At 48.5% G+C, this 13,054-nt stretch carries 11 protein-coding genes; 5 read left to right on the top strand and 6 right to left on the bottom strand.

Features of this window, described 5'->3' with window-relative positions; translation table 11 throughout:
• Positions 1–164: 164 nt before the first annotated feature.
• Positions 165–1,244, bottom strand: coding sequence for a DUF3048 domain-containing protein (locus MHB82_RS03580; RefSeq protein ID WP_341173824.1), 1,080 nt, complete (start codon positions 1,242–1,244; stop codon positions 165–167).
• A gap of 341 nt (positions 1,245–1,585) precedes the next feature.
• On the opposite strand from MHB82_RS03580, the gene MHB82_RS03575 reads away from it, so the two are divergent.
• Both MHB82_RS03575 and MHB82_RS03570 read left to right on the top strand, forming a co-directional pair.
• Complete coding sequence (locus tag MHB82_RS03575; RefSeq protein ID WP_341173823.1) at positions 1,586–2,125, top strand: DoxX family protein; 540 nt, start codon at positions 1,586–1,588, stop codon at positions 2,123–2,125.
• A 134-nt stretch (positions 2,126–2,259) separates the two neighbouring features.
• Entirely contained in the window at positions 2,260–2,472 is a 213-nt protein-coding gene (locus tag MHB82_RS03570; protein ID WP_341173822.1) for a hypothetical protein, read from the top strand.
• 150 nt (positions 2,473–2,622) lie between these two features.
• On the opposite strand, the gene MHB82_RS03565 is transcribed toward MHB82_RS03570, so the two are convergent.
• A complete protein-coding gene (locus MHB82_RS03565; RefSeq protein ID WP_341173821.1) occupies positions 2,623–3,411 on the bottom strand; it encodes a DODA-type extradiol aromatic ring-opening family dioxygenase in 789 nt (262 codons plus the stop codon).
• A 173-nt stretch (positions 3,412–3,584) separates the two neighbouring features.
• A complete protein-coding gene (locus MHB82_RS03560; protein WP_341173820.1) occupies positions 3,585–4,415 on the bottom strand; it encodes an alpha/beta hydrolase in 831 nt (276 codons plus the stop codon).
• A gap of 376 nt (positions 4,416–4,791) precedes the next feature.
• On the opposite strand from MHB82_RS03560, the gene MHB82_RS03555 reads away from it, so the two are divergent.
• Positions 4,792–5,490 (top strand): response regulator transcription factor, encoded by a 699-nt coding sequence (locus MHB82_RS03555; RefSeq protein ID WP_095360936.1) that lies wholly within the window; start codon positions 4,792–4,794, stop codon positions 5,488–5,490.
• Positions 5,487–6,950, top strand: a complete 1,464-nt coding sequence (locus MHB82_RS03550) for a HAMP domain-containing sensor histidine kinase (RefSeq protein ID WP_181429645.1) — start codon at positions 5,487–5,489, stop codon at positions 6,948–6,950. Before MHB82_RS03555 ends, MHB82_RS03550 begins: the two co-directional genes overlap by 4 nt.
• A 16-nt stretch (positions 6,951–6,966) precedes the next feature.
• On the opposite strand, the gene MHB82_RS03545 is transcribed toward MHB82_RS03550, so the two are convergent.
• Positions 6,967–7,215, bottom strand: coding sequence for a hypothetical protein (locus MHB82_RS03545; protein WP_095360934.1), 249 nt, complete (start codon positions 7,213–7,215; stop codon positions 6,967–6,969).
• A gap of 415 nt (positions 7,216–7,630) precedes the next feature.
• On the opposite strand from MHB82_RS03545, the gene MHB82_RS03540 reads away from it, so the two are divergent.
• Complete coding sequence (locus tag MHB82_RS03540) at positions 7,631–8,422, top strand: hypothetical protein (RefSeq protein ID WP_341173819.1); 792 nt, start codon at positions 7,631–7,633, stop codon at positions 8,420–8,422.
• Positions 8,423–8,496: 74 nt separating this feature from the next.
• Here the strand turns inward: MHB82_RS03540 and MHB82_RS03535 are convergent, their stop codons facing one another.
• Together MHB82_RS03535 and MHB82_RS03530 are read right to left on the bottom strand one after the other, a co-directional pair.
• Positions 8,497–9,402 (bottom strand): AraC family transcriptional regulator, encoded by a 906-nt coding sequence (locus tag MHB82_RS03535; RefSeq protein WP_341173818.1) that lies wholly within the window; start codon positions 9,400–9,402, stop codon positions 8,497–8,499.
• A gap of 182 nt (positions 9,403–9,584) precedes the next feature.
• The gene (locus tag MHB82_RS03530) at positions 9,585–12,800 is read right to left on the bottom strand and encodes a copper amine oxidase N-terminal domain-containing protein (RefSeq protein WP_341173817.1); all 3,216 of its coding nucleotides are present in this window, start codon (positions 12,798–12,800) and stop codon (positions 9,585–9,587) included.
• Positions 12,801–13,054: the final 254 nt, after the last annotated feature.

Genomic DNA, 13,054 nt, shown 5'->3' with positions numbered 1-13,054 from the left:
TTATCACATTAATCTGAAATGAATCTTAATTAATTGGAATCGATGGAAAAATGATACTGAAATTTTACACTGCGTTTACATTTCATATACCGACAGGATTCGACTTTCGTTTTTGATCAGCATATTCAATGAAGCAAGCGAAGGAAATTGATCTTAATAAGATCTTAATTTTGAACATGATTTTGGACTTCAATATGGCTGGCAAAGTCGGGTTGGTTTGGAACAATACTGATAAAGGTTTGGCCTGGAACCAGAGCTGCCTCTGTCCCATTTTGCACAAAACGAATAATATCACCCGGTTTCTTCACCCACTGACCCCGAACCATCTTCCCTTTTTGGAAAAGCATTGCTTCTCCGCCCTGATCCACATTGACGGACAAACGGCCAACGCTGTCGAGCACCTTGTGATCTGCACCCGCTACAATAATATTCGCTGCTCCTATCTGCTTTCCATTATCCTGATCCTGATCGGGCTTGCCATTCACCAGTCTCATATATCGTCCGCTAACTTCATCATAATCATACGTCACCCGGTAACTATCCAATAAATAATGAATATCGAATTGAGCTGCAGGTTCTCCTGCTGAAGTGGAGCCTTCCTCATTATAGATGTAGACGGGAGACTCGGTATCGTGGCTATACCCCTTGATATCCGCTCCCTCTCTAAGCTTGTCCGCTGAAGTATACAGATTGTGAGGTGCCTTCCGGTCCGAAGATCGCCAGAAGTAAGGCCCGCTGTTCGAAATTTCATCCATGTGCTGCTTCTGCTGCTTTTGCAAAATGGAATAAGCGTCTGGGCTGCCGCCCGCATGTACAAGTACACCATCGTAACTCTCGCCCAGCTCAATCAGATACGGACGAATGCTGCGTACAGGTCCTACAGTCTCTGCACCGCCCTGACTCTGGAAGATCGCAATGAACCGGGTAATTCCGCCCTCTGCGAGCACCTCAATAATGATATCTGCCGAGCTCAGACCGGACTGGGGCCGGGCTGCAGGTGCATTGTTAATCATGACTGCGAGCGGTCTCTGCGTAACAGCCTCCTCAACCGGCAAGCCAGTCAGCGGGGCGGTGAACAGCGGAGCTTCCGGTTCTTGTGTCTCTTGCTGCTCTTCTACAGGCGCAGGCACTGCTTCCGGCTCCGGCGGCTGCGTTGCCTCCTTACTTTGACAAGCTATCAGGCTTATGGCGAGAATCAGCAATGATGCAGCAGAGGCTGCCTTATTCCATTTTAATGACTTCAATCGTTGTACCTCCTGTACAATGGCCTAGGTCTAAGGTGTGATGATTTCTGGATGTGGATAACCATTTCACGTTTTTCTTTCCATTTAATCACACGCGCCACCATTTGTCTTCGATATAAAGACGATTTTCTACCCCGGAGTCAAGGAATTGAAACGATGAATCGGAATTCATTTATGTCTTAAATGTGAACTCATCAAAGCTTACTTAAAATTTGAACTAGATTGTGATTTTTATCACAAACAAAATGACTTTTGAACTATACAATAAAGACATCAAAGGTGATCACTTAGAAAAACCAAAACAAACAACACACACTAGATTCCATGAAGGAGTGGTTTATATGTTCAGCTTCAACCAATGGCTTAGAGAAAACAAAGTGGCAATGTGGATTTTGACAGTACTTCGGGTGTATATCGGTTATGACTGGATGACTCACGGATGGGGCAAACTGACAGGCGGCTTCGAGGCTGGAGGCTTTCTTGCCGGGGCAGTAGAAAAAGCAACAGGTGATCACCCGGCAGTTCAGGCTTGGTGGGCAACGTTCCTTGAGAAATTCGCAGTACCGAATGCCGGATTGTTCGACTTCCTTATCCCTCTCGGCGAATTCTTGGTAGGTCTTGGTCTCATCCTTGGCTGCTTCACAACACTGGCTGCACTGATGGCCCTCGTGATGAACTTCGCGTTCCTCTTCTCGGGTACAGTGAGCACGAATGCACAACTGGTTCTGATGCAAATCTTCCTCGTCGTTGCTGGTGCCAATGCTGGTAAAATCGGTCTGGATCATTGGGTACTGCCTTACCTTCGCGGATTGTTCAGCCGTAACAAAGGGAATCATCCCAAAGATACACCAACCATAAATACAGCTCAAAAAACAGCGTAACGTTCAGAATACCATATCAGCCCTGCTCCCCATCCCCCGGGGAACAGGGCTTTTTCATGCCTGACTTGCCCCTGAACGGAATCACGTATTATGATGAACATATAGAATAGATTATGACCAAAGGAGTACTTCTAATGCCCACTCAACGCCGTCTTGAGACTGAAGCCGACTTCCAGGAAGCCATGGATATGAAGTACAAAGTCCGGGTTTTTCAGGATAACCACCAGATTGATTCCGGTGGTGTCATTATTCGTTTTGACAGCAAAACGATTGTTGTCCAGTCCAGTGTCAGTGAACTTGCCTATCATTCCCGCACCGACTGTGAGTTCTTCGAAATTCGAAAATAGATATAGGCTTGCACCAAAAAAGGTTCCTCTGCCCAGAATATTGCTGGGTAAAGGAACCTTTTGTTTTTATTATTCATAAGTGGTTCATGTCTGAATGTCACCGTATAGTGAGTGCCTTACTGTACAGGTATCCCTCTTGTCTGCTCCAAGTTACACGTCGTCACCGAATTGCCAGCAGTTTAAACTAAGTGTTCCATACGGATAAGACTGGAACAAGCGCTTCGCTTTTCGGGACATGTCTGCTGTGCCCATGGCATAGAACAGGGGAGCCAAATGCTCCGTTCCATAAGAAGGTACCGCAGTCCGGGCATTCGGAGCTTTTTTGTCATATTGAAACAGCTCTCTCGTGTTCCACTTCTCCAGCCGCTCTTCCATCCAATCATCGAACTCTACCGCCCAATTCTCGGGTGCATCTTCGTCACTACCGAGTAGTCGCAGATTATGAACGGTACCGCCGCTGCCTATGATCAGTACATTGTCATGACGCAGCTGTTCAAGCATCCGGCCAATATCGTACTGCTCCTGCGGTGAACGCAGGGAATCTACAGACACGACAACGACAGGGATATTCGCCTGCGGATACATATGCAGCAGCGGCACCCAGACTCCATGGTCCAGACCTCTGCCTCGAACAGGCTGATGCGGCAGATTGCTGCGTGTAAAGAGGGCGCAGATCTCACTTGCGAGTTCCGAGTGCCCTGGAGCCGGATAATCAATGGTATACATATTAGAGGGGAATCCGTAAAAATCATGCAACGTCTGATGTGTATCGTCCATCGTCACGGACGGCTCGGGACAATCCCAATGCGCCGTAAATACGACAATGGCTTTTGGAGCCGGCAGCCTGTTTCCAAGCTGGTTCAGAAATTGAGTGTAGTCATTGCTCTCTACCGCCATAGCGGGAGAACCATGCGCAATGAAAAATGCGGGTAATGTCATTGCTGCCAACCTCCAGACACGGATAGAATGGTCATGCTTCTATACTACTCCTCTATTCTACCGCTTAGAAGACGCTTTTCCAAGCTGACATCCCGAAATGACCCAATCACGCAATCCGGTGGTTCTCCGCTCTATGATTGAGTTATAACCACCAGTCGACCCCATCCAAGCCGTTAAATCATCCAGTGCTGCCAATCCTGTTCCATCTTCTGACGTTCGCCGAGCCATTCCCGGGTACGCGTGATCAGCTGCTCCCGCTCTTTGCCGGAAGAAAAGGTATGATCCCCCTGAAAAATAATCTCTTTGTCGCAGCGCCCTTCCTGACGCATCCAGAATACCTTCTGATACAGGAAAGCATAGTCTACAGGAATGATATCATCCGACGTTCCGTGCACGACCAGAACATCGCCGTTAAACTTAACGGCTTCCTGGAACGGTTGATGCTCAGCCAGAGACTCGAAGAAAGCCGGCGTGAACTTGTAGGCAAGATAATCAGCCGAGCCCTGCTTCACACCCAGATCGTACACCTCACGTCCCGTAATCTTCACGATGTCATTGAACGGATATCCCACGGCAGACCACATCACCAGATTCTTGACTCGTTTATCACGAATGGCTGTGAGCAGAGCAACTGCTCCGCCCAGACTGTGACCGATTAATGTTACACGGGTCGGGTCTACATCACTGCAGTTCACCGCGTAATCCAGGACTGAACGGGTCTGTGCGATCATGGAATCTAGCCCTTCAGCTCCATATTCACCACTGCTCTCCCCGCAGCCGATGTAATCGAAGCGCAGCACCAGGTATCCATCCTCAGCCAGTTCACGTGCGGTCTTCACGAACAGGCGGTCCACGCCAATCCGACTGCCAACAAAACCATGACAAATGACCGCCAAAGGCACACGCTGCTGGTGGTTCCCCTCCTTGATATCCTTAACCACAGGATAATGAATTGTAGCTGTTAATTCTTCCTGTCCATGACGGATACTGATCTGACGCTCCATGCTAATTTCCCCTTTCCATTCTTGCCGTTACTCGTTCATTCATTTGATTGTATATAAATCCGATAAGTTTAATGTGTATTAAGATGTTATTAGTATAATATCATCCTGCGAACCTCAAGTCAACGTGAGGAAAACACCTGTGCAACAGGCAATTTATGATTTATAGATGGAACGTTATAAAATCTTTAGAATTCGTGTGTATCTTCAATGTATCGGCAAGATTATGCCTGGAGTGAATGACAAAACCGAATTCATCTAGGCATTCTTGTTTTTACGAGCATGGTAATTTTAGGTACAATATATACTCAACTATTTGAAGGAAACGGAGACGGCAGTAAGGAGTAACAGCCTTGAACACAACTGCCAGGAAATCAACATGAACGAGACGATTTTAATTGTAGATGACGAAAAGGATATTGTGGCGCTGATTCATCAGACGCTCACGCAGGAAGGATATAACGTGTCCACGGCATCAAGCGGCACCGAGGCCTTACAGCTTCTCGGTAATCCGCCGGATCTGATTCTGCTGGACATTATGATGCCCGGCATGAGCGGATTCGAGCTCTGCCGGCTGATTCGGGATGAGGTGAGCTGCCCCATCCTCTTTCTCAGTGCGAGGCAGGCCGAAATGGACCGGATTCAAGGGTTATCCATCGGTGGCGATGATTATATGACGAAACCGTTCAGTCTTGGGGAATTAAAGGCAAGAGTGGCTGCCCACTTGCGCCGTTCCCGTCGCGATGGTGTTCAGCCGCGCGGGAATGAGCCTGCGTTTTACAGATACGGATCTTTGCAAATGGACCTGAAGGGGCGCACGGTCATGATCATGCAGCATGCCATCCCGCTCACGCTCAAGGAATATGATCTGGTGGAACTGCTGGCCACGCATCCAGGGCAGGTTTTCTCCAAGGAACAGCTGTATGACCGCATCTGGGGTCTCGAAGCAACGGGGGATACAACCACAATCACGGAACATGTCAAAAAAATAAGGGCCAAGCTGGCAGCAGCTGACCCGGATCATGCGTATATCTCGACGGTATGGGGTGTCGGGTACAAATGGGAGCCCGTACGATGATTAAGGAACGCTGGCCGATCAAAAAACAACTCGTCTGGGCATTTGCACTCGTGATGGGGATTAGCATCGTATTGACACTTCTGACCTGGGCAGCGGGGATAACGTTCCTCTTCTCCAGCCAATGGCTGCAGCCTGCCAACTATTATGAATCTCAAATCCCCGATATTCAGCACACTGTGCAGGATCAGGCGAAGCAGCAGATCAAGTGGACCGACACCACCAATCAGGCCAAGCTGGAAAAGCTGCTCCCTCCGGAAGGCATCACCTATCAGATTGTGGATACCCGTGGAAGCAGAAGATACGGAACGATTCAGGAGCAGATCGTGGAGAATGAAGTGGATCTGCTGAGCAGGCTGAACAGCAAAACAATTACAGATAGTACACTTGGGTTAGGCGGACTGGTTACACTCATCTCGCCTCTAAGCGGAGATCACGGAATGTATTCAGGAGCTCTGGTGCTCCAGTACCGATTGGAAACCAGCCCTTCTCCATCCATATCGCCCGTCTGGACAAATACGTTTCTCGTACTTATGCTGGCTTCTCCCTTCGTATACATCGCGGCAGCGACCTGGTTTGTGGCTGGAAGAGTGGGTCGCAACGTGAACCGGCCGATCCAGGACCTCATTCTGGCTTCCAAACGCATCAAGGAGCAGGATCTGGACTTCATTTTGGATAACCACGCACCTAATGAGCTCGGTCTACTCTCCGCCTCCTTCGAGGATATGCGAAAGGAACTGAAGAGCGCCTTAACCCGGGAATGGAAGCTTCAGCAGGAACGGAGTGAACTGATGGGTGCGATCAGCCATGATTTCCGCACGCCGATGACGGTGATTCAGGGTCATGTGGAACTGCTTAAGGATTCACCCGCACATGTTGTACATACTGCCGAAAGCATGAGCAATCATCTGGACGTCATTGACCATAATGTGAAGCGAATTAATCGGCTCATTCAGGATATGACGGTAGCCGCAGGTACCGATTTTGATTATTTTCCGCTCCGACGTGAAGAGGTTGATCCTTCTTCCTTCTGGGAGATGAAGCAGCGAGAGATTGGTTTCCTGTGTTCCAGTCAACGTGTGCATTTGGAATTCAAACTCGTGGATCGAAGGGCGGACAGTTCTCCGTGCCTTCAGCTGGATGTACAACGGGTGGGGCAGGTGCTGGATAACTTGGTGGTTAACAGCTTACGCTATGTACCCCCGCAAGGGGAGATCAGACTACATGTGGATATACAGGATGTTCATATCATGCAGGTCACTGTCTGCGATACAGGCCCCGGTTTTACCGAAGCGGATCTGCCGCATTTGTTTGACCAATTCTATCACGGCTACCAAGGGCAAACCGGACTGGGCCTGTTCACCGCCAAACGAATTATAGAGAAGCACGGTGGAACCATACGCGCCAGTAACCTGCCTGAAGGTGGTGCCTGTATCTCTTTTACACTCGATACGGCAGGGTGATCATGGAGTCCATGTACTATTCATAGCTCCGGCGAAACATCTCGTGGGTCTCTACTTGACCTTCCCAGCGATGCTCACGGGCAAACTCGGAACTTTCCCAGAAGCTGCCCGTCTTATCGGGCCCCTCGCCTAGCTCAACTGCAAATTCGGTATCCTCTGCTGCTCCCTGTCCCATGGGAACCACTTCATCCTTCACACCACGGGAGTTGCTGTTCAGCAGCAGCTTCCGTGTTAATTCGTTGTTATTATGATTGGCTTGATTCATGTCTGCACACTCCCATTACTGTTTTTTTCGTTTGAAATGCTACTATTGTGTTGGAATCGGTCAACCTTTATTCATCCTTCACACAATCGTTGGATATGGGCTCAGTCTATGTATATTCCACAGGGAAAATGGGGAAATTAACCGACAATATGTTCATGCAAATGGACCTCGGATTCCTTCCGCCGAAAGGGTTGAATTCATGGAATTTCTAATCGATTGGATACGTGCACACGGCAAGCTGGTGTTGTTATGCACCTGTGTCATTCTGGCTTGCGTGTACTTGTGGATACATCACACTCAGCTTTTTTATAAGGAATGACTTTGCGAAACGAGAGCCCTTCCCGTATACTAAAATACCGTCAGGGTCTTCAGGAAACTGGGGATCTGTAACGTGTTCAGACAGGGGGAGCAATCATTGGGGATTTCCTATAAGAAGCTTAAAGAAATACAAAACCGGCAAATGACCGAAATGAGCCGCATGACGCCCGAAAATGTAAAATTGTTCGACCAGATTAGCGGCATTGCCCGCCGTACCGACGCGGATGAAAGAACTCAGGAAGAATGGATTTTGGCTGAAGGAAAAGCCATTGTACAAGCCCAGCGGGATGGACAATCCGCACGGGAACGATATGGAGCGGACCTGGAACAGGATATCCACGCACGCCTGGACGCAAATGCAGGAGCACCCGTGGGTAGAGACTCATCCAAAAAAGCGAAAGCCGATAAACCAGCTAAGCCAGCTGTAGCATCTAAGGACGATGAAGATGTGAACGGAGAACCTTCCGGTCCAGTCAAACGTACACCCAAGTGGTATGTGATGATTGCCTGGGCAGCCATTTCCTTTGTCATGCTCATTCAGGGCGCAGCCGGGCTATTTATCGGCTGGAGCGGTGGAGATACGGAACCATTCAGCCATATCAGTCTGTTTTCGATTATCATTTCAGCCGTTGGCGGGATTGCCCTGGTTGAGATGCTTCGCCGCCTGGCGGAACGGCCAGATGATCAAGGCAAGGATATGACGTCCAAGCCCCAGGTTAACCTGAAAGGCATTGCGATCTATATCGTCATTGTTGTGCTTGTCCTGTTCGTCGGTTATCCGCTGCGAGACAGTCTTCCGATATTTTACTTAGCCCCGTGGGTGAGTCTCGTGATTGGTATCGTGGGGCTAGCTCTACTGAGGCCGCTCTTCGGGCAGAAAAAGAAATAAACCAAAAAGGGGCCATGATGGCCCCTTTCTTCATTACTCATCTTTTTTTCACACCTATCCTCGAAAGTTACCTTTCAAAGCGTTGTCGTCACATCGGGTTCGCCTTTTTCAGCACTGAACTGGTTCCGCTGTCTAATCCCCTTGCCAGGCGTCTCACCGAATTCCCGTTTGAACATGCGGATAAAATAGTTAACCTCCATGCCAACCATCTCTGCCGCCTCTCTCACACTCGCACGTGGATGCTTGTCCAGCCATTCGGATGCTTTTTGCAATCTCAAACGCTGCATATATTGATGTCCGGTCACGCCCTGGCGTTGATGAAACAAACGATTGAGGTGCTGCACGGAGTATCCCACGGCTTCGGCCACATGCTTTAATAACAGATCATCCTGGTAGTGGGCATGCATCAATGCAACCGCACGGGTAAATGCCTCACTTCCCGGATCGGACTCGCGCTGATCAGACGCCACAGAGATACGACTCGTTTCAGATAAATCTGCTCTTTCCTGCGTCGATACGGACCTGGCGATGTCCAGAATGAACTGATAGACGATAAGTGACGTATCCCAGATACCAGACTTCCCATCGTCCAGCCCATGCCAGAGGTCCGCCATTCGCGACCAGAACTGTTCAAAGTCGGTTAGGGCTCTCGGTCCCTCATGCATTAACCCGGCTGATTGGAGCACCGATCCGGCTGAACTGCCACCAATACCGATATATCCAAGTTCCCCGTTTGTTCTGGAATGCGGGTAAAATTCATGGGCTACTCCTGGTTCGCCTACCCACAATTGGCCTGCTCCTACAGGCCATGACCCCTTACCCGGAATCTTGAGTTCGCCTGCGGCGCTACGAGACAGGAAGAGCTGATGCACCGGGAACCCTTCCGGCCTGAGCTGCACTTTCTGCTCGTGTGTTCCAATACAATACAGATACAGAGGCAGCCGGGAATCCGGCAGCCCGGTCAAGCGAAATGCAAGCATCCCATCATTCCTTTCCGGATCATGCGCTTCTTCCCTCCATTATCCCCCTGCTGACCCGGCCCCTGCAACGGCCTGGAGAACCCTTTTGACGACAAGAATTGAGCTAATAACAAGGAAGCTCCCTTCCAATTAAGTTTGGTAAGGGAGCCCTCTCATTACAATGATTCAGTTCATAAACGAAGTTAGTTTGTCGCTGAATTGCTGGTGCCCTGAGCAGAATCAGCCGAACCGGCATTGGGGTCAGTCGTTGGAACTGCCGGATCTGGAGTGGGTACCACCGGGGTAGCCTGAGCTGCATCAAGTCTAGCTGCACCGGACGGAGCAGAGAGAACACTTGTGTACAACGTCAGATCACTGGATACAGAAAGGAAATACACTTTGTAATCAGCTCCTAGTTCGATCGCCTTTCCACTTGAATCGAGCGTATCTTTGGATAAGGAAATTTCTCCTGGAGTAACTACTTTAAAATTATTATTTGAATTAGCAGAAGGCAAATCCAGATTATCTTGAGCTTTTACTACAAATAAACGGTATTGGCCTATCCCTTTATCGTCGGATGGTTTAGTGAAAGTAACCTTCAGGCCTGCATCCGTTGCTGTACTGGCATTCTCAACTTTCGTTATGTTTGCTGTCTGAACAGCAACAGGCTCTGCTGGTTTGGCCAGGATACTGAATTCGTTGGACGCACCGGATAGATTGGAAGCACGCGTACCACTATCGGATACGGACAAAACAAAGACTCTGTACTTTTGACCCACGGCAAGAGCATTACCATTAATATCAACGTGACCATTATTGAGCTGAATCGGATTACCAGCATCATTCTTGGAAATTTGAACATACGATCTGATGCCGAGAGCCGAATTCAGGTCAAATCCAGTTACTTGACCAGATGGAACGATTAATACTCTATAATTCGCAATACCATTTTCTGTTGTTGGTTTACTGAAATTCACGGTGACATCTGACGCGTTTCCTGCTTGCCCTTGATTTTTCACCGTTACATTCACATTATTCACTGCGCCTACAGCCGTATTGGAGGAAAGTGTAACTACATTGGAGGCCGAGGACAATGCATTAGCAAGAGAAGAGTTACCGTTCACCGCCATGACATACACCCTGTAACTAACGTCATTACGAATGAGCTCCCCATCCACTGTTTTCGAATTACTGTTGAAGTTCACCGTCTGATTGCTTCCATTCTTGCTGACATACGTATAATTCGCACTGCCTACTGCATTTGCAGCCGACAGATTGAAGCTGGTATTCGTGGATTTCACAACAAACACCCGGTAGTGATTCACATTGGTCTCATCCGCCGACTTGGTGAACGTTACGCGCAGATCGCGTCCGTCCTGATTATCGCCGATATCGCTTGCCGCTACGTTACTCGGAGCTGTTATCGCTGCATTTGGACTCAATGTAATCTGTGACGAGTACGAAGACAATGCGTTCTGACTGGAGTTGCCGCTTGTGCTTACCGACAGGACGAACACACGATAAGTCACGTTATTGGAAACTCTGTATCCATTCGTATCTACCATGCTGCTTGGTAGCGTAACTGACAGGTTGCCACCAGTTTTGTTCACTTGGTAGTAGTTGTTCGAAGCGTTAGCCGCGCTCAGTGTGAAGCTTCCTGCGTTACCGGAACGAACTACGTACACCCGGTAAGCCGAAACTCTAGACTCATCCGATGCTCTGTTGAAAGATACCCGCAGATCCCGTCCGTCACCATAGTCACTCACATCAGAGACTGCCAGGTTATTAACAGCTCCTGCATTTCCATTCGTCGCCAATCTCAATAACGTGGAGGAAGAGGACAACGCATTGGTGTAGCTGTTTTGCTGATTGCCCACAGCCATGATGTAAATCCGATAATCCTGCAGATTCGTTACGTTATACCCACTTGTATCTTTCATTGATGAAGGCAACGTTGTGGTGATATTGCTGCCTGTTTTGTTCACGGTATAGTACAGGCTGGAAGACAGATTGCTTGCTGTCGCCAGATTGAAGCTGCTGGCCACGGAGTTGCGTACAACGAAGATGCGGTAGCTCGCTACCTTGGATTCGTCGGAAGACCGATTGAAGCTCACCAGAATGTCACGGCCATCTCCATAATCCGAATTATCCTTGACTTGCGTAATAACTGGTGCCGTTGCCTTATTCACGCTAAGTGTCAATGAAGAGGATACGGAAGACAGCTTGTGATCAGCAGCTGCCGCATTGGAGCTGACCGACATGATGTATACGACATAGGCGGTGCCGCTGCGAATCAATTCCCCGGATGTATCACGCGTGGAAGAGGTAAGCTGACTTTTGACCGCTGTGTTGTTTCCTTTATAGATAATCGTTGAATTCGAGCTGGATACTTTATTCGCCGCAGTCAGATTGAATGATGAAGCATCCTTCGCTTTGACGACAAATGCACGATAATACGTAATATTCGACGTGCTGCTTGGCTGATTGAAGTTAATCTCTAGGTCACGGCCATCCCCGTAGTCACTGATATCGGCAATGCGAAGACTGGTGACCGGCTGAACTGTTGTTTTCACATTGTTTAATTTCAAAGACTGAGCAGACCATGCAAGTACATTTTTGTAACTATTGCTGCTGTTGCCCATAGTCAGGACATACAAACGATAGGTTTCACTCGTATTCAGCAGATCTCCGTTAACGTCACGTGTCTGCGCATTCAGGGTCAATTTCGGGTTGCTGCCATTTGGAGACACCGAAGTATAGTTGCCAGATGGCACCACCGAAGCCGCTGATTCGTTGAAGCTGTTCACATCACGGGTTTTCACCAGCATAATGCGGTATTCGGATACAGCCTTTTCGGATGTAGGGCGCGTGAAGCTGACCGTCAGATCCCGACCATCTCCATTACTTCCAGAAACGGATCCGTAGATGTTCCATGCCGCAGCTTTCGTGTCATCGACAGGAGGCGTGGACGTTGTTTTGATATCCACCCGCTGATTGCGGGAGTTCCAGAATACTTTCTCTCCAAACGCTTCACTCACAAAGCGAATGGGAACCATCGTGTTACCCTTGATCGTACTTGCAGGCACGTCCAGCGAGACCGCTTCCCCGTTAATGTAAGCTGTCTTGGACCCCAGTGTCAGTGAAACCTCCTGATCTCCGCGAGTCGCTGTAATGGTTTTGGTTTTGTTCGTATATCCCACTTTAGCATCCAGTCCTTCAAAAATGGACCGCAGCGGAACCAATACCCGTCCGGCTTTCATGACAGGCGCTTGTGCAGAAGACAGCTCGGCATCATTGATGTAGATACTGATTCTTGCTGCTGCATCAATTACTGTTGCTGGCAAGGCTGACATCAGCATGGCTGATACGGCCAGTGCGGACATGACCTTTTTAACTTGACGTCCTCCGGCTTTTTTCATATTGAATATCCCCATTCTCTTTTTAGATGAATTGAATTGTATTAGAGCGGATTTCACTTGATTTTATTCCTATAATTTCCTGTGCACATCTAAGACGTCTGAACCTGATCAAAAGTTTCCAATCGCTCAAAAAATATTTTCGCAGAAAAGTTCTTCCACCATCTACCTGCCAAAGGTTAAAAATAACAGAACATTTTGTCATTATTCCGAAACAACATCCGCAGAAAATTGGGTTAATGTATAAAGAATCAATC

Origin of the sequence: Paenibacillus sp. FSL K6-2862, assembly GCF_038005125.1 — a bacterium.
In the GTDB taxonomy this organism is placed as follows: Bacteria; Bacillota; Bacilli; order Paenibacillales; family Paenibacillaceae; genus Paenibacillus; species Paenibacillus illinoisensis_A.
Note: the sequence above shows the minus strand (reverse complement) of the source record. Positions and strands in the feature narration are given on the sequence as shown.

What these genes read in the sequence shown, in the direction of transcription:
- MHB82_RS03575 (WP_341173823.1), top strand. Translation starts at nt 1,586, where the DNA reads ATGTTCAGCTTCAACCAATGGCTTAGAGAAAACAAAGTGGCAATGTGG.
- MHB82_RS03570 (WP_341173822.1), top strand. Translation starts at nt 2,260, where the DNA reads ATGCCCACTCAACGCCGTCTTGAGACTGAAGCCGACTTCCAGGAAGCC.
- MHB82_RS03565 (WP_341173821.1), bottom strand. Translation starts at nt 3,411, where the DNA reads ATGACATTACCCGCATTTTTCATTGCGCATGGTTCTCCCGCTATGGCG.
- MHB82_RS03560 (WP_341173820.1), bottom strand. Translation starts at nt 4,415, where the DNA reads ATGGAGCGTCAGATCAGTATCCGTCATGGACAGGAAGAATTAACAGCT.
- MHB82_RS03555 (WP_095360936.1), top strand. Translation starts at nt 4,792, where the DNA reads ATGAACGAGACGATTTTAATTGTAGATGACGAAAAGGATATTGTGGCG.
- MHB82_RS03550 (WP_181429645.1), top strand. Translation starts at nt 5,487, where the DNA reads ATGATTAAGGAACGCTGGCCGATCAAAAAACAACTCGTCTGGGCATTT.
- MHB82_RS03545 (WP_095360934.1), bottom strand. Translation starts at nt 7,215, where the DNA reads ATGAATCAAGCCAATCATAATAACAACGAATTAACACGGAAGCTGCTG.
- MHB82_RS03535 (WP_341173818.1), bottom strand. Translation starts at nt 9,402, where the DNA reads ATGCTTGCATTTCGCTTGACCGGGCTGCCGGATTCCCGGCTGCCTCTG.
- MHB82_RS03530 (WP_341173817.1), bottom strand. Translation starts at nt 12,800, where the DNA reads ATGAAAAAAGCCGGAGGACGTCAAGTTAAAAAGGTCATGTCCGCACTG.